This is a genomic window from Sphingobacterium thermophilum (genome assembly GCF_039541675.1).
Lineage (GTDB): Bacteria > Bacteroidota > Bacteroidia > Sphingobacteriales > Sphingobacteriaceae > Sphingobacterium > Sphingobacterium thermophilum.
Map to the genome: position 1 here is coordinate 1 of NZ_BAABGR010000004.1, position 26,062 is coordinate 26,062.

General features: G+C 41.7%; 20 protein-coding genes. 10 read left to right on the forward strand and 10 right to left on the reverse strand.

Going from position 1 to position 26,062, the window contains the following annotated elements:
• Nucleotides 1–198: 198 nt before the first annotated feature.
• Together lpxB and ABD873_RS01410 are read left to right on the forward strand one after the other, a co-directional pair.
• A complete protein-coding gene (gene lpxB / locus ABD873_RS01405) occupies nt 199–1,308 on the forward strand; it encodes a lipid-A-disaccharide synthase (protein ID WP_345063624.1) in 1,110 nt (369 codons plus the stop codon).
• A gap of 11 nt (nt 1,309–1,319) precedes the next feature.
• Nucleotides 1,320–1,961: a hypothetical protein gene (locus ABD873_RS01410; protein ID WP_345063627.1), complete on the forward strand. Its 642-nt coding sequence runs from the start codon at nt 1,320–1,322 to the stop codon at nt 1,959–1,961.
• Nucleotides 1,962–2,000: 39 nt separating this feature from the next.
• Here the strand turns inward: ABD873_RS01410 and ABD873_RS01415 are convergent, their stop codons facing one another.
• From ABD873_RS01415 to ABD873_RS01435, 5 genes are all read right to left on the reverse strand, one after another.
• Nucleotides 2,001–2,801 (reverse strand): endonuclease/exonuclease/phosphatase family protein, encoded by an 801-nt coding sequence (locus ABD873_RS01415; RefSeq protein ID WP_345063630.1) that lies wholly within the window; start codon nt 2,799–2,801, stop codon nt 2,001–2,003.
• Nucleotides 2,802–2,806: 5 nt separating this feature from the next.
• On the reverse strand, nt 2,807–3,670 hold the full coding sequence (locus tag ABD873_RS01420) for an endonuclease/exonuclease/phosphatase family protein (protein WP_345063633.1): 864 nt from the start codon (nt 3,668–3,670) through the stop codon (nt 2,807–2,809).
• An 8-nt stretch (nt 3,671–3,678) separates the two neighbouring features.
• Entirely contained in the window at nt 3,679–5,232 is a 1,554-nt protein-coding gene (locus ABD873_RS01425; protein WP_345063636.1) for a RagB/SusD family nutrient uptake outer membrane protein, read from the reverse strand.
• Between the two features lie 52 nt (nt 5,233–5,284).
• The gene (locus tag ABD873_RS01430; protein WP_345063639.1) at nt 5,285–8,497 is read right to left on the reverse strand and encodes a SusC/RagA family TonB-linked outer membrane protein; all 3,213 of its coding nucleotides are present in this window, start codon (nt 8,495–8,497) and stop codon (nt 5,285–5,287) included.
• Between the two features lie 162 nt (nt 8,498–8,659).
• Entirely contained in the window at nt 8,660–9,691 is a 1,032-nt protein-coding gene (locus tag ABD873_RS01435; protein WP_345063641.1) for a FecR family protein, read from the reverse strand.
• A gap of 393 nt (nt 9,692–10,084) precedes the next feature.
• On the opposite strand from ABD873_RS01435, the gene ABD873_RS01440 reads away from it, so the two are divergent.
• The 6 genes from ABD873_RS01440 to ABD873_RS01465 all read left to right on the forward strand — a co-directional run bounded on the left by ABD873_RS01440 (nt 10,085) and on the right by ABD873_RS01465 (nt 16,372).
• Nucleotides 10,085–10,930, forward strand: coding sequence for an RteC domain-containing protein (locus ABD873_RS01440; protein WP_072885954.1), 846 nt, complete (start codon nt 10,085–10,087; stop codon nt 10,928–10,930).
• A 250-nt stretch (nt 10,931–11,180) separates the two neighbouring features.
• Nucleotides 11,181–11,534 (forward strand): helix-turn-helix domain-containing protein, encoded by a 354-nt coding sequence (locus ABD873_RS01445; RefSeq protein ID WP_013632656.1) that lies wholly within the window; start codon nt 11,181–11,183, stop codon nt 11,532–11,534.
• Nucleotides 11,535–11,546: 12 nt separating this feature from the next.
• On the forward strand, nt 11,547–11,855 hold the full coding sequence (locus tag ABD873_RS01450) for a helix-turn-helix domain-containing protein (protein WP_002978404.1): 309 nt from the start codon (nt 11,547–11,549) through the stop codon (nt 11,853–11,855).
• 85 nt (nt 11,856–11,940) lie between these two features.
• The gene (locus tag ABD873_RS01455) at nt 11,941–13,401 is read left to right on the forward strand and encodes a DUF3945 domain-containing protein (protein WP_345063648.1); all 1,461 of its coding nucleotides are present in this window, start codon (nt 11,941–11,943) and stop codon (nt 13,399–13,401) included.
• 6 nt (nt 13,402–13,407) lie between these two features.
• Entirely contained in the window at nt 13,408–15,501 is a 2,094-nt protein-coding gene (locus tag ABD873_RS01460) for a type IA DNA topoisomerase (RefSeq protein WP_345063652.1), read from the forward strand.
• Nucleotides 15,491–16,372: an ORF6N domain-containing protein gene (locus ABD873_RS01465; protein WP_091098879.1), complete on the forward strand. Its 882-nt coding sequence runs from the start codon at nt 15,491–15,493 to the stop codon at nt 16,370–16,372. Before ABD873_RS01460 ends, ABD873_RS01465 begins: the two co-directional genes overlap by 11 nt.
• Before the next feature lie 81 nt (nt 16,373–16,453).
• Here the strand turns inward: ABD873_RS01465 and arsB are convergent, their stop codons facing one another.
• Genes arsB through ABD873_RS01485 form a run of 4 tightly spaced genes read right to left on the reverse strand, consistent with a single transcriptional unit; the run spans nt 16,454 to nt 18,973 of the window.
• Nucleotides 16,454–17,482: an ACR3 family arsenite efflux transporter gene (gene arsB, locus ABD873_RS01470; protein ID WP_091098876.1), complete on the reverse strand. Its 1,029-nt coding sequence runs from the start codon at nt 17,480–17,482 to the stop codon at nt 16,454–16,456.
• Between the two features lie 3 nt (nt 17,483–17,485).
• Nucleotides 17,486–18,100, reverse strand: a complete 615-nt coding sequence (locus ABD873_RS01475) for a low molecular weight phosphatase family protein (protein ID WP_072885949.1) — start codon at nt 18,098–18,100, stop codon at nt 17,486–17,488.
• Nucleotides 18,101–18,119: 19 nt separating this feature from the next.
• Nucleotides 18,120–18,584, reverse strand: a complete 465-nt coding sequence (locus tag ABD873_RS01480) for a DUF6428 family protein (RefSeq protein ID WP_003002385.1) — start codon at nt 18,582–18,584, stop codon at nt 18,120–18,122.
• A gap of 59 nt (nt 18,585–18,643) precedes the next feature.
• Nucleotides 18,644–18,973 carry an ArsR/SmtB family transcription factor gene (locus ABD873_RS01485; RefSeq protein WP_047094742.1) on the reverse strand — a complete coding sequence of 110 codons (330 nt, stop codon included), beginning with the start codon at nt 18,971–18,973 and terminating at the stop codon, nt 18,644–18,646.
• 226 nt (nt 18,974–19,199) lie between these two features.
• On the opposite strand from ABD873_RS01485, the gene ABD873_RS01490 reads away from it, so the two are divergent.
• Together ABD873_RS01490 and ABD873_RS01495 are read left to right on the forward strand one after the other, a co-directional pair.
• Complete coding sequence (locus ABD873_RS01490) at nt 19,200–19,637, forward strand: DUF1896 domain-containing protein (RefSeq protein ID WP_091098871.1); 438 nt, start codon at nt 19,200–19,202, stop codon at nt 19,635–19,637.
• Complete coding sequence (locus tag ABD873_RS01495; protein WP_200122299.1) at nt 19,624–25,062, forward strand: N-6 DNA methylase; 5,439 nt, start codon at nt 19,624–19,626, stop codon at nt 25,060–25,062. Before ABD873_RS01490 ends, ABD873_RS01495 begins: the two co-directional genes overlap by 14 nt.
• A 6-nt stretch (nt 25,063–25,068) precedes the next feature.
• Here the strand turns inward: ABD873_RS01495 and ABD873_RS01500 are convergent, their stop codons facing one another.
• The gene (locus ABD873_RS01500; RefSeq protein ID WP_091098934.1) at nt 25,069–25,890 is read right to left on the reverse strand and encodes an RteC domain-containing protein; all 822 of its coding nucleotides are present in this window, start codon (nt 25,888–25,890) and stop codon (nt 25,069–25,071) included.
• Nucleotides 25,891–26,062 lie beyond the last annotated feature (172 nt).

The following is a 26,062-nucleotide window of genomic DNA, read 5'->3' on the forward strand; positions in this document are numbered from 1 at the left end:
GATAAGAACTAATTTAAATGGAATGAGCCCGGTAGAATACCGAGCTCATCATATCAAAAATATTGCATAAATTCGTCCAACTTTTTGGGGGCAGTCCAAAAAACCAAGGCTTTTGCTTTTCAGTTTTCATGGAAAAATAGGATTTTACGCATCCTTCCTAAAAGAATACTTATCTTTAAACCTTAAAATGCAGATTTCATGAAATACTATATCGTAGCAGGAGAAGCATCGGGCGACCTACATGGCGCCAACTTGATAAAAGCATTGAAGCAAGAAGATCCGCAGGCCGAATTCCGTATCGTGGGAGGCGATCTTATGCAAGAAGCTGCGGGAGCAACAGCTCTTATCCACACTTCACAGATGGCTTTCATGGGCTTCGTAGAGGTCTTGAAAAATCTGAATACCATTTCCAGAAATCTCAAAGCCGTAAAAGAAGATATCGCACAATACAATCCTGACACGGTTATTTTGATAGACTTTCCGGGATTTAACCTAAAAGTCGCTGCCTTTGCCAAGAAAAAAGGCATTAAAACATGCTATTATATATCGCCTAAAATATGGGCATGGAATCAGGGACGTGTACACAAGATCAAGAAAATTGTGGATCACATGTTCTGTATCCTACCCTTTGAAGTGGACTTCTACAAGAAGTTCGGGATGAAGGTAGACTATGTGGGCAACCCCTTGCTAGACGCCATCTCATCCTATACTTTTAATCCCAACTTCCGTAAGGATAACGGACTGACGGATGCGCCTATCTTAGCGCTGTTGCCAGGCAGCCGAAAGATGGAAATTGAAAATCTGCTACCCATCATGGCAGAGCTAACTTTCTCCTTTCCTAAGCATCAGCTGGTAATTGCCGGTGCTCCGAACTTTGATTTAGCATACTACCAACAGTTTATCGGAGACCTAAATCTTCCGGTAGTCTTCGGTCAGACCTATGACCTTCTCGCCAATGCCGAAGCAGCCGTGGTGACCAGCGGTACGGCTACACTAGAAACAGGAATCTTACGAGTGCCTCAAGTCGTCGTATACAAAGCCAATCCCATTTCCGTATGGCTGGCCAAAAAACTGGTTAAAGTAAGATTCATATCCTTAGTAAACCTTATTAACAATTATTTGTCTATAATAGAACTGATACAGGAAGATTGCACGACCCGCAACATCAAAGAAGAGCTGGGCCGCATACTGTTGGATTCGCAGCATCGTGCAAGTATCCTAGAAAATTACGATGTGCTGACCGAAAAGCTGGGATCACCGGGAGCTTCCCAAAGGACGGCAAAGCTTATCGTCGAGTATTTACGTTAATAAATAGGATTATGAAAAATAAAATAGCAATACTGATTGGTGCTTTTTTCTTATGCTTAGGTCATGTTTTTGCCCAATCGGTAGACCAACATTTTTCCAAGCTGGTGTTAAACAAAAAGGAAAAGAAGGTTTTTCACTCCAAAGACAAAGATTCGACAATTACCCTTCGTATTGACACCCTCATCATGAAGGATAAGTCCTCTTTACAGTTCTATGGTGAAAAGGATGTAAAACTGGTCATAAGCTATGCTGAAATAGGGAACAATGCATTTATCAGCGGTAACGCAGGAAAAAATAACGCCTCCAACTTCGATATTGATATTTACTTTCAAAGATTGGGGTCTCTATACATTATTGCAAAAGGTAGGGATGCCAACAACGGAACGCGCACCGATCCGAACGGTGATGGGGGAAACATTACTTTAACTTATGCTAAAGAGGGCATCACCCCACAAACGGAAAACAAAAAAGAAAAGCACTACCTCCACATGGATGCAAGCCCTGGAGGTCTTCATGTGGTTCCTGCCTCAGACCTGCGTGTCATATATGATCAGATTAAACATTCTCCTCCGGGAAGAATCAGCTTACCGCAAGGTCAGGTATATTCAGGATCTCCCGGAAAAGAAGGGAAAATAATCTTGCAGAGCAAATAAAACATTGAAGCCTTCCTCTTGTGGGAAGGCTTCAGTGTTTTATTTGTAGTTGAAAACCACCGTGACAGGGAGATGGTCCGAAGCATATTCTCCAGTCATAGCATTTGCTGCCACCAGAGAAAATCTGGAAGCTGCCAACTTATTGAATGCTACAAAATCGATAGCTTTATTAGGCGTACGTACCGGGAAAGACAAAGGACAGCTGTTCAAACATGAAAGATTAAACTCCTCCTTGAATTTTGTCAGCTCCTTGGATGACGATTCAGCATTATAATCGCCCCCGACAAATAAGGGTTTGCTCAATGTCTTGCTAAGACTATTAATGTACTCGACCTGCGCCATCCGGTTGGTTTCGTTAAGGTCCAGATGCGTTGCCGCGAACTCTATGGTAACATCACCAGGAAGAGTTATAGTTGCTATTGCTATGCTGCGCTGTTCTCCTGATGCAGGATTCGGAAGCAGCTCTTTTCTTGCATTGGACAATGTATATTTACTCAATATGGCCACTCCATACTCCCCTCCATTATAGTCTATAGATTTAGAGAAATAATAATTCATATTCAACAACTTAGCTAACTCCGCAGCTTGATTTACTTTTCCCGAACGAGGGACATTTACATCCACTTCCTGAAGAGCAATGATCTCGGCACCACTCTTTCTGATTACATTAGCGATATTGTTTAGATTTACTTCATTGGAGTTTTCAGGAGCTCCGTGATGGATGTTATAAGTCAAAGTAACAAGCTTTTTACTCGTTGTCACTGGAGCTTCCACGCTTTCTTTGCCTCCACAAGAGAACATTACCAGAACAGCTAAAAAGAGATAGAATAAAGTTTTCATAAAATTTATTTTTTGTCGATATATTTAAAAGTTGCCACCATAGGCAAGAATGTGTTAGCAGACTTAGGGAAAGTGCCGTACTCTAGTACACGCAGCACATCGTCCTTGTCTCTGAAAGTAATATAGTCGTAGACACCATTAGGATTATCTTTGGGAGCATTCCACGGACATCCTGTACCCAAACAGGCGAACGTAAATGCACCTTTAAGATAGCTTAAAGTTTCTAGATTCGCGGACTCTTGCTCGTTAAAATTTCCCACCAAAATCAAAGGAGCGTCCAGACGTTCGTTAGCATTAATAATATCTATAGCCTGCAGTGGTCGGTTTGTGGCATTAGGGTCTAACTCTGTTCCTGCAAAATAAAGTTCCTTGCCTTCTGCAATTTCCACTTTTATGCGCACCATGCTACGTAATTCTGCAGTGCTTCCTTCTGCCCTTCTCAGTATCTGGGCATATGTTTCCTTAATAGGAAATCTAGAAAGAACTGCATTTCCGAAACCTCCTGTCTGATAGTCAAAATTTTTCTTGAAAAAAACATACATACCCATGGAGTCTGCTACCACTTGAGGTCTATCGATTTTATTGGCTCGGGTCGTAGCACTATCTACTTGCCTTAACAGCAACAAGTCTGGATCATATTCCTTGATATATTCCAACATTGGCTGAAAATTGGCGGCATTGGTTCCCAATGCCATATTCATGGACATTACTTTGAAGGTTATACCTTCCTCTTCATCTCCTGGGGTTTGTGGATCTTCAATTTCTCTTTCCGGCAAAATATTCCAGTCTCCAGGATCTATGGATCTTTCACAGCCCATCATAAGTATCGACACAGTCATTAGGGCCAATATATATTTTAGTTTTTTCATAATACAGTCTAATAATTAGGGTTTTGAGTCATGTTTGGGTTCGCTATTAGTTCTTTTTCAGGGATAGGCCAATAGTACTCTCTATTCCTATCGTATTTTCGGCTTTGTACGCGTACTATTTCACCTGTCGTCGGATTGGTTGCACCATAAACCTCTCCATTCATTACGGCTTCATCGATTCCCCAGCGACGGATATCAAAATAACGGCCTCCTTCGAATGCCAATTCGGCCTGTCTTTCACGTCTTATCAGCTCACGCATCTTCTCTTGCGTATTATACAAGCCCGTATTTACCGGAGGCATAGTAGCTCTTGCCCTCACCTGATTTATGGCGGCAATGGCCTCGCTATTGTTCCACTGTCCCAGCTCTATCATGGCTTCAGCATAGTTAAGTAATATTTCGGCATAGCGAATGATCATGAAGTCCAAGGAGCCCGATTTATTTTGACGGTCTTTAGCATCGATATACTTTTTAATCCAATAACCAGTAGCAGTAGATTTGGATTCTCCAATCCTATCGCTTGGATTATAGAAAGGATCCAGCGTATATTGCCCTTGGAACTTTTCGTAAGGCACAAAGATTGAAGCTGCCAAACGAGGGTCTCTATTATTTCTGTAGTTTGGCTCCTTTTGGTAGATAAGGATGGAATCTCGGCCCAGCTCACTCAAGGTTTTTCCTTGCTTCGTTTCGTAGTTGTTCACCACGGTATTTGTCGGTGATAGATATGTTTCACCACCTATTCCGTAAGGGGCAAAAGATGTCCACGCATTCGAACAGCCATTCTCTTTGAAGAAAATTCTTTCCGTATTATTTTCGCCAGCGTAGCTGAAGAGCTCGCTATAGCTGTCCTGCGGTCTTGCGCTATTCACATACAGCTTATACACGCCGGAGTCCATTACTTTTTTCGACGCAAAGCGAGCCAGTTCGTAATCTTTATTGTAAAGTCCTAGACGCGACAGCAAAGCCCAACATATTCCACTGGTGATACGGAACTTATCGGCTTCAACATAGGTTGTTGGAAGCTTCTCCGCACATTCCGTCAGTTCTGCAATGATGAAGTCTGAAACATCTTTCTGAGGTGTTCTCGGCTGATTGTTTTCTTCCGGATTTAAAGACTTTGTCAGAAGAGGTATGTCACCAAATACCATCATCAGCTCCATGTGGTAGTAAGCTCGCAGTGCACGGGCTTCCAGCTTCATGCGTTCCTTCAGTGCGCCGTCCATATAGGTTTTGTCCACATTCTCCAAAAACCTATTGGCTCTTCGGATACAGATATAATCGTCTGTCCACAGAGAATTTGAGACGCCCCAACGGGAGTTGGCTAACCCACGAGTAAAGGTGTCGTATTCTCCCTTGAAGTCGCCCCGATGTACAGCCTCATCGGACAATCCTGCATAATACATAATATTGCGCCCCGAACTACCGCCTGGAATACCGACATATACGGATGCCAAAGCTTTTGTGGCGTCCGCCTCTGTATTCCACCATTGCTCGTCACTGACACCCGAAGGACTGTCGTGCGTCAAAAACTCATTACAAGAGGATTGTAGGAGTGCAACCATTAACATTCCTACAGATATATAAGATTTTATAGTCGTTTTCATCATCATTTATTTAAAAGTTTGCAGTGATACCCACAGTATATACTTTCATAATACCATATGTCCACGATCCACCTTGAGACTCAGGGTCTGCCAATTTTACTTTGGTGAATAGGAATGGATTTTGTGCATTCAGATAAATGCGTGAATTTTTGATACCGTATTTGTTAAGGAATTTGTTATTGAGTCTGTATCCTGCCTGTATAAACTTAACTCGTAGATATTTAGCATCAAACAGCCAGAAATCACTTCTCAATACGTTGTTGGCAGGGTTTGCAAGAATTCTCGGAAATATAGCATCTTGGTTGTTTTCTCTCCAGCTATTTGCTGCACGATATGTTGTAGGTACACCTCCCGAGGCACTAAAGTTAAGTGGATGCCACAAGTATCCACTAGACTTTCCTCCCAGATTAGCCGAATAATCATGACTTCCTGTACCTTGCAACAAAAACTCCAAGTCAAAATTCTTGTAGCTCATATTGACGTTGGTGAAATAGTTCAAGCGTGGTGTAGGATCCCCTATCACACGTTGGTCATCTTCGTCAATGACGCCGTCCCCATTCAAATCCACATACTTGATGTCGCCAGGACCCTCACCCGGTAAAATAGGTACAAGTGGAGTCTTCTTATCGCTGGCAAAATCGCTATACTGCAAAATACCGTCCGTAACATAGCCATAATAGCTTTGGATGCTATAACCTTGTGTATTGATAGAAATTCCGCTTATGTACGGTCCTCCTATAATTTTTGTTATCTTATTCTTATTATAGGTAATCCCCGGCTTGATAGAGAAGGAGAAATTTCTACTGATATTCTCATTATAGTTCAAGGAGATTTCCCATCCCTTGTTGCTTACCTCTCCCGCATTCAGAGGAGCAGAACCTATGGCTCCGGAAGGAGCTACCGAAGGTTGTAAGATTACGTCTTTCGTTTTCTTATCGTAGTAGTCAAAGGTTAACGACAGTTTATTATCAAACATTCCCAGATCTATACCCAAGTCTAGGATATGTACTTTCTCCCATGAGATATCTGGATTTCCCCACTCCGTCTCTACCCCATTATCCGTACTAATAAGGTTCTGATATTTATATAGTCCTATATTTTCATTACCCAAAAGACCATAAGAGGCTCTAAGTTTGAAGTTGTTAACCTTTTCTAGGTTAAAGAATTTCTCGTTGTGAAGATTCCAACCCAATGCCACGGAAGGAAAGTACCCGAACTTATTACCAGGGCCGAATTTCGAAGATCCATCCGCCCGGAAGGACAGTTCTGCAAGATATCTATCATCGAACGAGTAATTCAGCTTAGCATATGCTGATGCTAAGGAAGACACATTCCAATAGCCGTTGTTGAACTGTTCGGCCGAGATTCCTCCCATAGCGAAAATGTTGTGACGGTCAAAGCTCCTATTGTAATCAAAAGCACCGCTTAGATAGAGGTAGGTGTCTCTTGTTTCGGAATATGCATTACGTTGTGCGGTCCAAGTCTGCACCAGCTGCTTAGTATAATAGTCGAAGAAGTAAAAGTTGTCTCTATTCTGTTTGTAGACGTCACTATTGAGTCTGTAGCTAAGCTGCCCTCGTAGTGAAAAATTGTCACTCAACGACCACTTAGGTTGTAAGTTTATAGCTGCCTGATCGTATTGATAGCCTATGGTACCCCCCACTTCGGCATAAGCGATAGGGTTTACTATATCAGCATAGCGACCATAGATGGTAGGCCACCCTTCTTCTGCAGGATATTTCGGCAATACTGTAGGTGGAAGACGGTACAAGTCATCCAGCATACGTATCCCCCCATTGCTCAACGTGCGGTTGGGATATAACGTATTTCTCCGAATACCCAACACATCTAGGTTGATTAGAAACTTCTTAGAAAGGGATACCGAAGTATTAGCCCGGAGATTGAATCTATCCATTTTGTTGAGCGGCAGCATACCTTTCTGATACATATAATTTCCTGTCACAGCGAATCGCGCCACATCGTTACCACCGCTTACAGACAAGGAGTGTGACGTCAAAGGAGAATATTTGTCGATAAGAATATCCACCCAGTCAGTATTTGGATAGTTTATAGGATCATCTCCCGCCTCTGTACGGGCTATCTGTTCGTCAGTAAAGAAAACAGAGCCTCCTGATGCCACCTGAGCATAGTTATACATACGCATATAAGTAGGTGCATCAACAAATTCGGGGATGATAGAAGGAGTTTGTGAGCCATAGTATCCATCGTATAATACGTTTATCTGTCCGGCTTTACCTCTTTTTGTGGTTACGAGTATTACGCCATTGGCAGCACGTGCACCGTAAATGGCTGCAGCAGCAGCATCTTTCAGGATCGTAACACTTTCTACAGTTACGGGATCGATATGATTCATATCCATAGGAATGCCATCCACCAAGATCAATGGGTCGGAATTGTTCAATGTAGAAATACCGCGGATTTTTATTGTCGCTGCATCCCCTCCCGGCAGACCTGAGCCCTGCTGTACCTGCAGACCAGTAACCCCACCTTGTAGGGCCTGAGAAAGGTTGGTGATAGGTTTCCCTTCAACATTGGCTTTTATATCTAAGGAGGCTACAGAGCTGGCAATATGTTTGCGCTGCATTTCTGTCATCCCTACTACAACGATCTCATCCAGGTCAGACACATTCTCCTCAAGAGAGACGGTAAGGTTCAGCTCGTTTTTAGTCACCTGAATACGCTTTTCATGATACCCCACCCCACTGAAGATAATGGTACCTCCCCCTTTTGGGAGTGTAATCGCATAATAACCGGCCTCATCCGTAAAACCTAAAGTTCTACCTTCCTCATTACTTATGGTAATAGCAGAAAGAGGAACAGGAGGTTCTGCTGTATTGAACACCCTACCTTTTACCGAAATTTGTTCCTGCTGCATCTGCTTGGCAGACGTATTGGTTATAGGAGATTTATTTTCTCTGGGAATAATCGTTATCTGCCCTTTACTCTCCCTAAATGTTAGATTGTGCTTAGCCAACTCTTGCGTAAGCAACTTTTTAAAGTCTTCATCTTCAGCATAGACGCTAGTCTTAATATGGTTGACCAACTTTTCAGGGTACAATAAAGCAACATCAACTTGTTCCTGCAGCGCTTCCAAAAATCTTTTGAGACTGCCATTTTCCATCTTTACTGTTACTTTTTGAGGATAAGCAATGGCAGAAAAAGACATCATTAACCCTGTCAAAATTAAAGTACCTAGTCTCATAATTGATTTAATGATTGGAACATAACAACATCTCCGTTTGACATGTTGCCTCAACAGATAATTTTTCATAATTTAGATTCATTAAATTGTTTGTTAACGATTTATTTACAAGTTGTACAGAAGAGTGGCCGCTCTTCTGTATCTTTTTACTATACGTTTCGTCTATTGTATTACAACCCTTCTTCCCTCTAGTCTGATTTCATAATTTCTAAATTCATAAATACTCTTTAACGCCGTCACTACATCTACGTCCAAATTCAGACGTCCGGAATAAGGTTCGTCATCCTTAATTTTTTTCTTAAAGACTATCTCTACATTATATATTTTTTCCAACCTCGAAATCAGATATGGAAGTGTGGAGTTGTCCAAGACCAATTGCTTTTTGGTCCACATGATATCATTCCCTTTAGAGTTGCGGTCCAAGGTCACCACATTTTTAGTTTCATCATAGCTTATACGTTGACCTGCCTCCATATCTACCGCCTTAAATTTGTTCTGTCTGCTGCTAAAGCGGACTTTTCCCGTAATGAGATCTAGTGAGGTCATCTTATCTTCTTCATAAGAAGACAGATTAAAACTAGTTCCCAACACTTTAACCTCCGAGTTGAATGTATGAATCGTAAAGGGCTTGCCGTTAGTTGCAATATCAAAATATCCTTCTCCATCCAAATAGGTTTCTCTATCGTGCTGCAACATATTGTTTCGGAAAGTAAACAAAGAACCTGCATTAAGCCATACTTTGGAGCCGTCTGACATAATTATCTCTTTACGAGATCCATAGGGCACATATATGGTAGTATATTCCGCTTCACGAGTATCTATAGCATCAATATGTATAGAATCGAGGTTGGCCATCTGTTGCCATCCTTCCTTATATATTTCCCATGCATTTCCTCTCGCATCAGCACTCAAAATTGTGGTCTCCTCTTTGCCTCGAACTAGTTCTTTATGCTTTTCAGATACTTCTACCACACTAAGAGATGGACTTTCCTTCATAATGTTGCTCTGATAATACAACCATAGTCCGGAAAGACTACACAACACCAGTATAGCGAAGGTTTTACTCCAACGCACTATACGTCTTCTCCTTCCCGATTTGACAATCTGGGCAAAAAGATTATCCTTTTCCTGCTTATCCAGCTGCTGTTTCTTATCGTGGAATAGGTTATGAATTGGTTCTTCCGTCTTTTTCACGTTAGCTTTTTCTATATAGAGCAAGCCACAACAATTTTATAGACATTTTTTTATAAAAAAGATTAATATAGCCCAAAGTGGCTAATAAAGAGTAGTTTACAAGAACCGAAAGTGCTATCGGTAACGATTTAGTAATGGTGCTTACTGCACTCGCTTTCATCTGATTACCTTGTAAATCATTACCGCAAATTTAATAAAAAAAAGGGTTAAGTCGTAGCGTACTTAACCCTTTTTTCTGCTTTTTCCAATATACATCATAAGGCGTTATAAAATAAATCTTCCCCAATATGGGGGCAACCTGTGATATTGGTTCCGATATTATTTCCAAGTTTTGACAAATAAACAAAAATGTAAATCCGAAACGTATGGTGTTAATCTCTAAAAATCTAAGCTATGGAAATCGTGTTGAACAAAATATTATCGGAAATTCAGCGTCAGGAAGATATGCTATCTTCTCAAATGATGCAAACTGCGGATGAGGCTTACCAAATGACCTTATTCTTAAAGGAAATGCTGTTTACTATAAAGATGAAAGTCTTGCAGACCGGATTTAAGGACGAACGGCAGGAAATCAATTTTTTCAAGAAAATCAAACCGCAGATTTTAGGAAAACTTATTTATTACAATAAGGTATTCCGCATTGAAACTACCTGCCCCGTAAGTGCAGGGAGAATACACCAAAGTTATTTTGAAAACCAACTGAAAATTCTGAAATCCGAATACAAGGAAAGCATATCCAATGAGGATTTTTACAGGTACTATCGTGCAGGCAGAACTGACCGTGACCACAGTTATTTCAGGCTCGGAAAAATCAATTACCACGATGGTCTAAAAAGTAGTGTATTTGAAATTGACCTTAGCTTTTCTACTTATTACGATAACAAAGTTGCCCATATTATAGCCAATGAATTACTTTATACTTTCTTGCTTACCAAAATAAACCCTGAAAAAAATCCCGATACCATTTCAATAAACGGTGATGGAAACAAAGACATTTCGTGGACGAACTCGCAAAATGCACTGATAGAATTGATTTACGCCCTGTATGTTTCCAAATCTATTGCATACGGGAAAATAGGCATCAGGAAATTAGCATTGATTTTCCAAATCCTCTTCCGAACGCCCTTGAACGATATACATCATTCTTTCCACCGAATGAAAACAAGGGCAGGCTCCCGAACGGTGTTTTTAGACCAGCTCAAAATTTCCCTCGAAGAGTATATGGATAAAGACCTTTAGCAACATCAGCACGGGTGTTTGAAAGCAGTACACAAAATGTACTGCTTTTTCTTTGCCCATATATGCCAATTGGCATATATGGGCAAAAGGCTACTACAAAATAACCGAAACACGCTAAAACCCTTATTAAACAAGGGTTTTTCTCATTGCAAAAAATTTGAAAAAAAGTGCCAAACCAATGGGTACGCATTGGCAGACAAACACTGCCACACTTCTGAATTTTGTACTGTGAATATTAAACAATAGTGCAATGAACATTATAACAGTTGACGAAGAAGTGTGGAAGCACCTCAACGAACGGTTGAAAGCCATTAGCGAATATATCCTCAAACTGGAAGATACAAGCTACGATAGCTTATGGCTCAACAACCACGAAGTCTGCCAGTATCTCCACATCAGCGAAAAAACGTTGTGGCGTATGCGCACCAACGGGCAGATAGCTTTTTCAAAAATGTACGGGCAGTATTACTATACGATTGGTGCTATCAAGGAAATGCTCAACGCTAACGCCGTGCAGACGACCGATGAATATGTGGAGCAGCTTATGGCGAAAGGCAAAAGCTATATCGAGAAAGGCAGAAAGCTGAAATCAGGTAATCATTAAAAGCGTACCCGTATGAATATCGACAAAATGGAATTTGTGGCGTGGATGGAACGCATAATGGACAGGCTGGACATTCTTGGCAACCACATAGACGATTTACAAAAGAAGCGCAACAGCATAGACGGCGAAGAGTTACTGGATAATCAGGATTTATTGCAAATGCTGAAAATCAGTAACCGTTCCCTGCAACGGTATCGCTCCATAGGTAAGCTCCCTTATTATACCATTAGCGGAAAACTGTATTACAAGCTATCCGATGTGCATCAGTTCATCAGGGAAAGTTTTAACCCTCCGTTACCTAAACTGGATGCCAATAAGTGACAAACGCTGCCTTTGAGTGCCACATAAAGCAAATCAGTGAAGGCTTCCTTTACATTCGATCGTGAAATTTTGAAATTTTCAGATTATGAGCGAAGAAACAACTAATAAACAGGAAATGCCCGAACAGCTTTCGGACATCTTACTCGTATTGGATAAAGAGAAAATGAAAATCCAGGCAGTAAAGAGTATAGACGAAAACGGGAAAATGGAAACCGTTGACCCCACGAAGAAAAATCAAAACCAGTTTATGCGTGTGGATAAAAGCGGTGATTTCTTTTCCAACTTCTTTTCCAATTTTTTCAGCCAGTTAAAGAACCCTACAAACTTTACTTTCTTCAAAATGCCTGCCTCGGTTGCTGCTGAAAAAGCAGAGGAATTACAAAAGCACGTAGATAAGCCCACTCCACAGGGCGAAAAAGTGCTGAAAGAACACGAAGTGAAAGCAGAACCCCAACCCGATAAAAAACAAGAAAATCAAAATAATATGGCAACAGCACAAACAACAACGGAAACAAGCGAATATCGCTACAAGCCGGAGCAGATTGATTGGGACACAATGAAAAACCTCGGATTGAGCAAAGAGTATCTTGAAAAAAGGAACCTGCTCGACCCTTTGTTACGAGGTTATAAAACCAATGAGCTTTTACCGATAGGTATCAACCTCGGGGGCTCTATCCTCCGCACGGATGCCCGCCTGTCTTTACAGCAAGCGGAAGACGGCAATGTTATCGTGGCAATACACGGTATCAAAAGAGAACCTAACCTCCACTTTGAATTTTTCGGTCACAAGTTTACGGACGAAGACAAGAAAAACCTGCTCGAAACGGGTAATATGGGGCGTGTCGTCAATTTGGTAAACTCCAAAACAGGCGACCTGATGCCGTCCATTATAAGTATTGACAGGCTGACCAATGACGTGGTTGCACTGCGCACGGAGTTTATAAAAATTCCCGATGAAATTAAGGGCGTAAAGCTGAATGACGAACAAAAACAAACGCTGATGGAGGGCAAACCGCTCTATTTAGAGGGTATGATTTCCTCGAAAGGAACGGAGTTTTCGGCAACTGTACAATTCAATGCGGACAAACGGTATGTTGAGTTCCTGTTTGACAGAAGCAACAACAATCAGCAGGCGCAAACGAACCAACAGAATACCCAACAAAGCAATCAGCAAAGCCAACCGCAAGAAGCTCCAAGAACTTTCAGGGGCAAAGAACTGGATGATGAGCAGTACAACAAGTTCAAAGCCGGACAAACCATATACGTTGAACTGAAAGACAAAAAAGACCAACCGTATAAGGGTTATATCACGTTCGACAAAGATACCGGAAAGACCAATTTTGAGTTTCCCGGTCAGTACAAAGCACGGGTAGAACCTGCCGAAACTCATAAAACACAAACTGCCGTCAATTCGGAGGGTAAAACCAACGAAGCGACCAAGAACGTCCAAGAGCCTTTGAAGTCCGGGCAGCAAAGACCGAAAAACGAGAAGCAGCAGGAGCAACAGGATAACAAGCCTGAAAAATCCAAAGGCAGAAAAATGTAATACAGTATGAAAACAATCATTGCAGAAAAACCAAGCGTAGCAAGGGAAATAGCCGGACTTGTGGGAGCATCCGATAAAAAGGATGGCTACCTGACAGGTAACGGCTATTTTGTTACGTGGGCATTCGGTCATTTAATAGGACTGGGAATGCCCGAAGATTACGGCATTTCGGGATTTGATAAAGCATCCCTGCCGATATTGCCCAACCCGTTTTTATTGACCGTCCGCAAGGTCAAAAAAGACAAAGGGTACACCGCCGATACTGGCGCATTAAAGCAACTGAAAGTCATTGAGCAGCTTTTTAAGCAAAGCAACAGCATCATCGTTGCTACCGATGCAGGTCGTGAGGGCGAACTCATTTTCAGGTACATTTATGAATACCTGAAATGCAACAAACCTTTTGAACGCCTTTGGATAAGTTCGCTTACCGAAAAGGCAATAAAGCAAGGCTTCAACAACCTAAAAGACGGGGCAGCATTTGACGGACTGTATCAGGCAGCGCAAGGCAGAAGCCGTGCCGACTGGCTTGTAGGCATCAATGCTACACAGGCATTGAGCATTGCCGCAGGCAATGGTATCCATTCGCTTGGAAGAGTGCAAACGCCCACACTGGCTTTGATATGTAAACGTTACCTCGACAATAAGAATTTCACGGTAAAGAAATACTGGCAGATACAATTAACGCACAACAAAGCCCAGGTTGATTTCAAAAGTATTTCCGCAACCAAATGGGACGAAAAGCAACTTGCTGATGATACCCTTAAAGCTATTCAGCGTGGCGCAACGGCAACCTTTACATCAGTAGAAACCAAAAGCGTTACAGAACAACCGCCCTTGCTTTTCGACCTGACAGGCTTACAAAAGGAAGCCAACAAAAGGCTGAAATTATCTGCTGAAGCAACGCTCAATATTGCGCAAAGCCTGTACGAAAAGAAGTTTATCACGTACCCACGTACCGGGAGCAAATACATCCCTGAAGATATGTGGGCAGAAATTCCAAACCTCGTGCGGGCATTGCAAAATCGTGAGGATTGCAAGCAAGCCCTTACCAAAATCAAATGGGGACGGTTCAACAAACGTATCGTGAATGACCTCCGTGTAACGGACCATCACGGTTTGTTGATTACGGACAAAGTGCCGTCCGTACTTAATGCAGACGAAAACAAGATTTACAATATGATTGCGCTTCGCTTGCTTGAAGCCATATCGCAAGCCTGTGTCAAAGAAATAACCGATGTATCATTACAGGTATTGCATTACGACTTTACGGCAAAAGGCTGTAAAATTCAGGAAGCGGGTTGGCGTTCCATAAAAGGAAGTTTTACCGATGACGGCGAAGAGCCAGTGCAGGAATTACCTGAACTGCATAAAGGCGACGAACTTGCCATAAAGGAAGCCGCAGTTTTGGAAAAGCAGACCAAACCACCAGTGCTTTACACCGAAGCCGGGCTTTTGTCGGCTATGGAAACCGCAGGGAAAGAAATTGAGAACGAAGAAGAACGCAAAGCCCTCAAAAATATCGGCATCGGTACTCCTGCAACAAGAGCCGCCATTATCGAAACCCTGTTTACCCGTAATTATATCCAACGGGATAAACGTTCTTTAATCCCTACGGAAAAAGGATTGCAGGTGTACGGGCTTGTAAAAGACCGGAAAATTGCAGACGTGGCAATGACTGCCGAATGGGAATTGGCGTTACAGAAAATAGAAAATAACGAAGCGGATGCCGGAACATTCCAAAAGGAAATGGAAACCTATGCCAAATCTATTACCGATGAATTGCTACAAACCTCTATTGCAAGCACCAACCAACCCAAACTAACCTGCCCGAAATGCAAAAGTCAGCAGCTTATTATCCGTGACAAGATTGTGAAATGCCCTGATGAGGCTTGTAACTGGGTACAGTTCCGCACCGTCTGCGGTGTACAAATCAGTATCGAAAATGTAACAAACCTTGTCAATAAAGGCAAAACCTCTCTTATCAAAGGAATGACAAGCAAAGCCGGAAAGAAATTCGATGCTTACATCATTCTGAAAGAAAACGCTGAAAGTTCCTTTGAGTTTGAAAAAAACAAAAGCAGTAAACGCAATGGAAAATAAACCGTCAATCGTACCCAAAGAAATCAGGAACCTGATTTATACTATCCGGGGCAAACAGGTAATGTTGGATAGCGACCTCGCTGCCTTATATCAGGTAGAAACAAAGAACCTGAACAAAGCTGTTAAAAGAAATATTAAGCGTTTTCCTGTATCATTCTGCTTTCAACTGACCGAAGAGGAAGTTGAAAACTTGAGGTTCCAAATTGGAACCTCAAGTTTAAATTACGGCGGCAGACGTTATTTGCCCTATGCTTTTACGGAACAAGGCGTTGCAATGGCATCTGCCATACTTCGTTCTGATATAGCCGTTAAAATGAGTGTGGAAATAATGGAAGCCTTTGTAGAAATGCGGCGTATGCTCATCAGCAACGCTTCTTTGTTTCATCGTTTGGACAATATCGAGTTAAAGCAACTGGAAGCCGACCAAAAATTTGAAGAGATTTTTAAGGCTTTGGAAAGCGACAAGCTGCACAGCGAAAAAGGCATTTTCTACAACGGGCAGATTTTTGATGCCTACGCCTTTGTTTCCGATATTATCCGTAGTGCCAAAAGCTCTGTTATCCTGCTTGATAATTATGTGGATGATACGGTGCTTACCTTGTTGGGTAAGCGTAAGACTAATGTAACCGCTACAATCCTTACCAAAAGTATCAGCAATCAGTTACGGTTAGACTTACAACGCTACAATAGCCAATATCCTCCGATAGAAATTGAAGTGTTTTCCGACGCCCACGACCGTTTTTTGATTATTGACCATACAGAACTCTACCATATAGGGGCATCGCTCAAAGACCTGGGCAAAAAATGGTTTGCTTTTTCAAGAATGGATATTGAAGTCGGCAGGATGCTTCAAATATTGAACAAGCCGTAAAAAATGAACCTCCGAATTATCGGAGGTTCATTTTTAGTTTTTTTATGCTTCAAAATGCTCTAATACGTTCTTAAATAACCTTTAGTAATATTTCTTCTTTAGCCATAAACTTGCTTTTACCAACAGTATCAGTACAGGTACTTCTACCAACGGTCCTATAACGCCCACAAATGCCTGTGGAGAATGAATACCGAAAACCGCTATTGCTACGGCTATTGCCAATTCAAAATTGTTTCCTGTGGCTGTAAATGCGATGGATGCGTTTTTGTCGTAAGGAACGTTTAAAGATTTATTGATAAAGAAGCTGACAAAAAACATTAGTACAAAATAGATGATTAACGGTATGGCTACTTTTACTACATCCATTGGCAGTTCTAATATTTTATCGCCTTTCAGACTGAACATTAATACGATTGTAAACAGTAAAGCATATAATGTAATGGGCGATATTCGAGGTACAAATTTCCTGTTATACCATTCTATTCCTTTTGACTTTACCAATGCGTAACGGCTTATAAAACCTGCTAAGAAAGGAATGCCTAAGTATATTAATACGCTTTCGGTTACGTCTTTCATTGATACGCTTACATTGAAATTGGCTACTCCTAATTTGCTTGGTAATACATTAATGAATAACCAAACTAAGAAGCTATAAGAAATTATCTGAAAGATGCTGTTTAATGCAACTAACATAGCTGTGTATTCTCTGTTTGCTTTAGCTAAATCGCTCCATACGATTACCATTGCGATACATCTTGCCAAACCTATCAATATCAAGCCTGTCATATAATCGGGTTCATTACGTAAAAACAAAACGGCTAATCCGAACATCAATATTGTACCGATAACCCAATTGAGCAATAAGGATATGCCGATTACTTTTTTATCCTTAAATGCTTGGGGCAATAATGAATAATCCACTTTTGCCAATGGCGGGTACATCATCAGTATCAGACCTATTGCCAAAGGAACGTTTGTAGTGCCTACGGATAAAGCATTTGTAATTTTTGATATTCCCGGAAAGAAATACCCTAAACCTATACCTGCTGCCATTGCAAGGAATATCCATAAGGTAAGGTAACGGTCAAGAAATTTTAGTTTTGGTTGCATTGGTTATTGACTGACTTTTGAAAAAACATAAAACATTTCCGTTGCTATCTGTAAACTTCTTTCTGCATATACCTGTGATTGCTCCGGTGTATTGTCTGAAATTTTAGGGTCTTCAAATGTGATAGGTATCCTTTTTTCTGCACCTGCAATAAATGGACATCCACCGTCTGCCTGTGAACAGGTCATAATGGCTGTAAATGCTGATACTGGGTTGAAAGGACTATCGTACTTTTTTGAAAAGCCGATAACAGGCAAAGCATTATCGCTGTATTTTATGGCATATACAGGGTTATTAGTATCTGCGATTTTGAAAATGTTAAACCCCTGATTAGTCAATGTTTCTGCAACTTTCGGAAATAGTGACGTTTCTTCCGTACCGCCCGAATAACAATGTACATTTGGTATATTAAAATGTGCTGACGCTACCTGTGCCCAAACCTGTGATAAATGGCTTCTTCGGGAATTGTGGGTACAGATGAAATTGATATTTATATCCTGCCTGTCGTTTACTTTTTGCTGTATAAAATCAATCAGCGGTTGTAATACGGCTTTACGTTCTTCGCTGATGCTTTGTACATCAATTTTGTTGTTAATGATTTCGATTAGTTTTTGATACATCGCATTTTGTTTTTAGTGTTTAGCAACATCCCGAATTTGGTGTACAGCAAGCATTATTCAGCTCTGATAATTTTACCTTTTGCTTTTCGGCAGGAATACCGCAAGCATCACTTGCCAGGCAAGCGGTTTGCTTGTTTTTCAGTACAAAATGGTTTCCGTTAAAATTCAAATCGTATTTACCAACCGTTTCGCTTTGGTATTCTACTTCTATTTCGGCATCTTCAATACCCAACTTTTCTTCGGATAGCTTAATGATGTTTAATAGCTTTGTTGGCTTTAATCGGTGTTCAAAATCGTTGGCATTCCATAATTGGAAATTGACAACTTTTTCGTTTCTAATTGTTCCGCCACAATCAATGAAGTGTTTTGTAATAACACCTATCTCGGTAACGTGAAAGTGTTCGGGTACAAATGTTCCGTTCTCTAATTGAAATTCAACATTATCCAATGCTGGTAAGATTTCTTTGATGTTTGATAGTTTCATTATTTTTTTATTTAATTGTTATATTGCTTTATTGCGATTAATGTGCTTAAAAAAAATGCTTAACAGCATTTATCAACCTCTACATTATCTATAAAGAAAGCATTGAGTTCCTTTTTAATCTGCTGCCAAACATTTTCATCAATACAGTAGCACACACTTGTCCCTTCTATATTGCCTTTGATGATACCAATGTTTTTAAGCTCTTTTAAATGTTGTGAAATCGTAGCCTGCGCCAATCCTAATTCTTCCACTAAGTCATTACAAATGCAAGCATTCTGCTTGATGATGTATTGCAGGATAGCTATACGGGCAGGATGAGCCAGTGCCTTTAAAGTGGTTGCCAAGCTGTTTTGCTGTTCTGTAAATATTTCTGTTTTTGTTACGCCCATCTTATTTGTAATAATATATCGCAATATTACGATAAATATTTAAACCACAAAAGTAGTTTGTGAAAAAACATATAGCCAAGCACCAATTCTGTATAAATAATCAGTTCAATTTTCTATTGTAAATCGCCAAATCCTGCCTTTCAAAGCCAAACGCTGCAACATTATCAAAGGCATTTGCTCCTGCTTATAATTTTAGGATTTAAGTAAAATTCTAATCAAAATAAGTATGGATGTACAGCAAAAAGACCTGTCGTATTTCAGATTACGACTGCAAGAATTATTAAACAGCAGCTTTCCCGAAAAGGCACACGACCAAAAATTTATTGACCAACGGTCTTCGTGGGCTGCCAATGCTTATGAGGGTGCTTTCCGTTCGGGAAACGCCGTTGAGCAATGCGACGAAATAGCCAACTACATACTTTTTGAGGGCTTGCACTTCTCCAAGTTCAACACGGTTTTCAAAGTGGTATGCAATGAGTTTGATGCCATAATGGCAGACGAGGAGCTGCGACCGTTCGCCCTTAAAATGTTCCCCGTTTGTGAGCCTGTTTTCGCAGGATATGAATTAACCGATGATTTCGCCAACGGAAATGAGTTTGATGTACTCTATACCGAACTGACCGGAACCATCTCAATATGGATTGAGGAAAATGGGCTTCAGTAAGCGGTTCCATCTCCAACAGAATATTGATGCCCTGCGAATTGTTTTTAAACTGGAAAAGGAGAAACGGCAAGCCACCGTAGGCGAAAGACTGCTAATGATGCGATACAGCGGATTTGGCGGTCTTAAATTCGTTCTGAACCCCGTAGAAAACGAAATAGACATCAATCATTGGAGAAAAACAGAACACGACCTTTTTCCACTCACGCAGGAACTCCACCAACTACTCAAAGAAAATTCCGAAGACGATAAGCAATACCGCAAGTATGTGGATAGTATGAAAAGTTCCGTACTGACGGCTTTTTATACCCCACCAAAAGTTATAGATGCCATTTCATCTGCCTTGCGGGATAATGGTCTGCACATTGATAAATTCCTCGAACCCTCCGCAGGTATCGGTTCATTCATCCAATCCTTTTCGGAAAATCAGAAAGCCAGTGTTACCGCTTATGAAAAGGACTTGCTTACAGGCAAGATTTTAAAGCAGCTTTACCCCGAAATCAATATCCGTATAAACGGCTTTGAGGAAATCCCCGAAAGGGAACAAAACACCTATGATGTAATCGCCAGTAATATCCCTTTTGGCGATACTTCCGTATTTGACCTTTCTTATTCACGCAGTAGAAACAGCGCAAAGGAACAAGCTGCCCGAAGCATACACAATTACTTTTTTCTGAAAGGTGCTGATATGCTCCGTGAGGGCGGTTTGTTGGCTTACATCACTTCACAGGGCATTCTGAACAGCCCTAAGAACGAACCCATACGCAGGGCGTTGATGCAGGATAATAATTTGGTTTCGGTTGTAAGATTGCCTAACAACCTGTTTACCGAATATGCAGGTACGGAAGTCGGCAGCGACCTGATTATCCTGCAAAAAAATACGGCAAAAGAAAATCTGACCGACAGGGAAGATCTGTTTTGCCAAAGCAAGCCATCTGAATACAATACGCCTGGCAATGCGCTCTTTCAGGACAGTACAAGAATTATCCATACCGACCAAAAATTAGATACCGACCCATACGGGCAACCTGCCTTAATCTATACGCATAAAGACGGTGTTGAGGGCATTGCCAAAGATTTGAAGCAAATGCTTTCCGAAGATTTTGGAAAGCATCTGAATTTGAGTTTATACAAAGGCGAACAGAACGACGAGCCTGTTATACAAATTCCTATTGAACCAAAAGTTACACCTCCGGTCATAGACCCTGTAATCATTCAGCAAAAGCCGCAACCTGTACCTACTCCGGTAGTCCGTCAGGAAAGCCCGCAGGAATTAAAGCAACTAAGCATTTTTGACTTGTTTGAAAGTGCGGGAGAACCTGTAATGGTTCTTGCTCCACCTAAAAGAACTACCCAAGCCAAAAGGCAAAGCACTAAAAAAAGAAGAGGTACAATAGGTCGTCAGCCCGACCTGTTCAGCAGTGCAAGGCAGCAGCCCTATACACCGCTAAAATCCAATGGTGATATTAACGGAACCGACCAGGTTAACGGCAAAAAACAGGAAGCTATCAGCGACCTGTTTTCACAAATAAACGGAAATGGCCAGTCTGATAAGACAGCCATTACCGCTATCAATATTAATGCTATTCCTGAACCTGCCCCGTATAGTGGCGAACTGCAATCATTCCATCGGAATGATTGCCTTGTGGTGGATAACGGTTGGGTCGGCTATTTGCAAGAGGTGGATAAGGAAGACAAAAAAGCTATCTTTCATCCATTGCAATTGCCGTCGGCACAGAAAGCAAGAGCCGAAGCCTACATAGCTGTAAGGGACAGTTATATCAACCTGTACCAAAAAGAAGCTGAAAAGCAGACCGAACACAAGGCAGAACGGGAAACCCTGAACCTCCTGTACGATGGCTTTGTCAAAAAATACGGTAATCTCAATGCTGCCGACAATGCCAAGCTGATAAAGACAGACAGCGCAGGTAAAGAAATTCCTTATCTGGAGCGTATCATTGGCGGCATAATCCATAAAGCGGATATATTCAGCCGTCCTGTTAGTTTCTCTACGACCACGTTAGCAACCGATAATCCCGAAGAGGCATTAGCCGCCTCGCTGAATAAATACGGCAACGTGGATTTGGACTTTATGTCCGAAATCAGCAGCCTGCCTGCCGATACCCTGAAAGAAGCCTTACACGGGCGGTTGTTCTACAATCCGCTACAACAGGAATACGAAATAGCCGAACGGTGGATTGCAGGCAACGTAGTTGAGAAAGCCGATGAAGTAAGAGCCTATCTTGAAAACAATCCTGATGATACCGAAGCCAAAGAAAGCCTTACCGCTTTAGAGGAAGCCCGACCAAAACGGATTGAATTTGAGGAGTTGGATTTTAATCTCGGCGAACGGTGGATACCTACCGGAATTTATGCCCGTTTCGCTTCGCACCTGTTCGATGCGGATGTACTGGTTCATTACTCCGAAAGCTCCGACGACTTTTCTGTGAAATGTCATCGGGGCAATATGCACATTTGGGAAAAATATGCTGTCAAAGCGGAAAGCCGAACATTTGACGGTATTGCCCTGCTCAAACACGCCCTTGTCAATACTACGCCTGATATAACCAAAAAAGTGATGGTTGGCGACCAAGAGGTCAAAGTACGGGATATGGAAGCCATACAAATGGCGAACACCAAGATTGATGAAATCCGTACCGCTTTTACCGACTGGCTACACGCACAGAACGATGAATTTAAAAATAGGCTGACCGACCAGTACAACGACACCTTTAACTGTTTCGTTCGCCCGAACTATGACGGAAGCCATCAGGAATTTCCGGGATTAGACCGCAAGGGTGCAGGCATTGAAGACCTGTATTCAAGCCAAAAGGACACGGTTTGGATGATAAAACTGAACAACGGTGCTATCTGCGACCACGAAGTAGGCGCAGGAAAAACGCTGATAATGTGTACCGCAGCGCAGGAAATGAAGCGTTTGGGATTAGCCCATAAACCGATGATAATCGGACTGAAAGCCAATATACCTGCTATTGCTGAAGACTACCGAAAAGCCTATCCACACGCAAAAATCCTTTATCCAGGTATTGATGATTTTACGCCTAAAAAACGCCTGCGGATTTTCGGGGATATTAAAAACAACGATTGGGATTGTGTGATACTCACGCACGACCAGTTCGGAATGATACCTCAATCGCCCGAAATACAAAAGGAAATCCTCGAAATAGAATTAGACAGCGTAGAGCGCAACCTCGATGCCCTGAAATCGCAAGGCAAGGAAGTGACAAGGGGAATGCTCGCCGGGGTAATCAAACGAAAAGAAAATCTTGAAGTAAAGCTGAAAACGCTGCAACACGATATTGAAAACCGCAAAGATGATATTGTGGACTTTAAGATGATGGGCATAGACCATTTGTTTGTGGACGAAAGCCACCAATTCAAAAACCTGATGTTCAACACCCGTCATACACGGGTTGCCGGATTGGGTAACGTGGACGGCAGCCAAAAGGCACTGAACCTGCTTTTTGCAATCCGCACCATTCAGGAGCGTACCAATGCGGATATGGGCGCAACCTTTCTTTCGGGTACGACCATCAGCAATTCATTAACGGAGCTGTACCTACTGTTCAAATATCTGCGTCCCCGTGCATTGGAAAAACAGGGCATTCATTCTTTTGATGCGTGGGCAGCTATCTATGCAAGGAAAACGACCGATTATGAATTTTCGGTAGCTAACAATATTGTAGCAAAAGAGCGTTTCCGCTACTTTATCAAAGTGCCGGAACTTGCGCAGTTCTATTCTGAAATCACGGATTACAGAACGGCAAAGGATATTGGTATTGACCGACCCAACAAGAACGAGGTATTATACAATATACCGCCAACGCCCGACCAAGAAGCCTTTATCCAAAGCCTGATGGCTTTTGCCAAAACGGGCGATGCTACTTTGCTCGGAAGAGAACCATTATCGCAAAGGGAAGAAAAAGCAAAGATGCTCATTGCGACGGACTATGCCCGTAAGATGTCGCTCGATATGCGTATGGTAAGTGGTATATACGACGACCATCCCGACAACAAGGCTTCGCATTGTGCGGTAAATATCGCCAAGTTTTACAACCAGTTCAACGCACAGAAAGGAACGCAGTTCGTTTTCTCCGATTTGGGAACCTACAAGCCCGGCGAATGGAACGTGTACTCCGAAATAAAACGCAAACTCGTGGAGGACCACGGCATACCTGCGCACGAAGTAAGGTTTATTCAGGAAGCGAAAAATGATAAGCAACGTAAGGAACTTATCAACGGAATGAACGAGGGCAAAATCCGTGTACTGTTCGGTTCTACAAGTATGCTCGGAACTGGCGTAAACGCACAGAAAAGAGCTGTTGCCGTTCATCATTTAGATACACCGTGGCGACCGTCTGACCTTGCCCAAAGGGACGGGCGGGCAATCAGAAAAGGCAATGAGATTGCCAAATTCTTTGCCGATAATAAAGTTGCTGTGATTATCTATGCAGTTGAAAAATCGTTGGACAGTTACAAATTCAACCTGCTGTATAATAAGCAGCTTTTCATCGACCAGTTAAAGACTAACAACCTGACCAAAAGAACGATTGACGAGGGAAGTATGGACGAAAAATCGGGAATGAACTTTTCGGAATATGTGGCAATCCTGTCAGGAAATACAGACCTGTTGGATAAAGCCAAACTGGAAAAACAGATTGCCGGACTGGAAAGCGAAAAGCAGGCGTTCAACCGCTCTAAATCCAGTGCCAAATTTAAGGTACAGGATTATATGGAAATGTTGCAAAGCACTCAATCCCGTTTGAGCCGGATGAGTACCGACTGGGAAAACTTACAGCAACGCCTGCAAAAGCGTTCGGACGGTACAATCGAAAACCCTGTGCTGTTAGATGGCTTGCCGCCCAATGCAAATCCGAAACAAATAGGCGCAAAACTGAACGAGATTGCGAACAAAGCCCGCACGGCAGGCGACTATCGTGAAATAGGCAACCTCTACGGGTTTCAATTATTGGTTAAAACAGAACTTCCAAAGGATAATTCAACACTCGAAAGGGTCAATAGATTTTTTATAACTGGCGAGGGCAATATCAAGTACACCTACAATAACGGTCTGATGGCAAAAGACCCCGAAACCGCCGCAATGAATTTTTTAAGGGCTTTGGAAAAACTGCCGGGCTTTGTGAAGCAGGAGCAGGAGAAAATCGCTGAAATACAAAAAGACCTGCCGATGCTTCAGGAAGTGGTTAACGGTACTTGGGCTAAGGAAAGTCGATTGAGTGAGCTTAAAACGGAACTGGCTGCCGTAGAAAGAAAGATACAGCTATCTATTACGCCGGAAACCAAACAAGATGCTTCGGAGCAGGCAGAAAAGCAGAATGAAGCCCCAAAGGTGCAGGAAAGCATTATACGGACAAAAGGCGTTCATTCACCTCGTGGCGTATTATAATAGTCGTTACTTTTCGTCCTTTTCGTCCATTTTTTTTATTAGGGCTTCACACAGGCTGTCAAGGAATTTGGTTCGGTTTATCTTACGGGCTTTCAGTTCCATAAACGTGTGGTAAAAATCGCCTAACTCAATATTAAAGGCTTCTTCAAAAGTTTTAGCTATCAATTTTATGTCTGTATTCCCATTGTTAAATACACCGTGGGAGTACAGTGCATATATGAGTTCCGTCAGTGCCGTTTTACTTGCCGTCCATTTCAATGAATTGTCCGACCCCCTTTTCACATTGATGTTATTGAGCCTGTCTTCCAAATAAACTTGTATCAGGTCATTGGCAATAATCTTGGCAACCTTATAATCGTGTGAAGTAGAAAAACGATGGTCTGCTTCAAAATAAAATGTGTCTAACCACAGCCTTATATCGTGCTTGCCACGCACAAAGAATTTTTCGTCAACGAAAGAATTATTGCTGCGGTAATACTTGTAAAAATCAAGGTTGTTTTCAAAGAACCTTTTTAGCTTTTTCAGTTCTTTGGTAAAATATTTCTTGGTACGCTTGTTCCCGTAGGGTCTTCTTGTTTCGATTTTATAGATGGCATTGTAGTAGATGAGCTTTGAAACAATAACAGGTTTCTGATACTTGAAAAAATGGATTTCTTCTTCCATATTCTTAAAGTCATTTTTCAGTACAAAGTCCTTTAAGTCGGCAAGGCTTTGTATGATATGGTGTATAACGGCTTCAATTCTTTTTATGGGGCAGTCGGTTTCAATCTCCAGTTCCTGGATTGCAGTTTCCAATTTAAGATATGTTTCATTGTAAAATTTATCCATTCGCTTCATTTTGATGTAATATATTATTGGTTAATACAGAAAAGCTAACACTGTTCGTATTAGCTTATGATGCAATTACTGCTTAAAAAAATTCAACCTCTACCGTATTGATGATGGAACGATAGATAGATTTTTGTTGCATACTTTAAAGGGTTGTAGTATGATGCAGGTT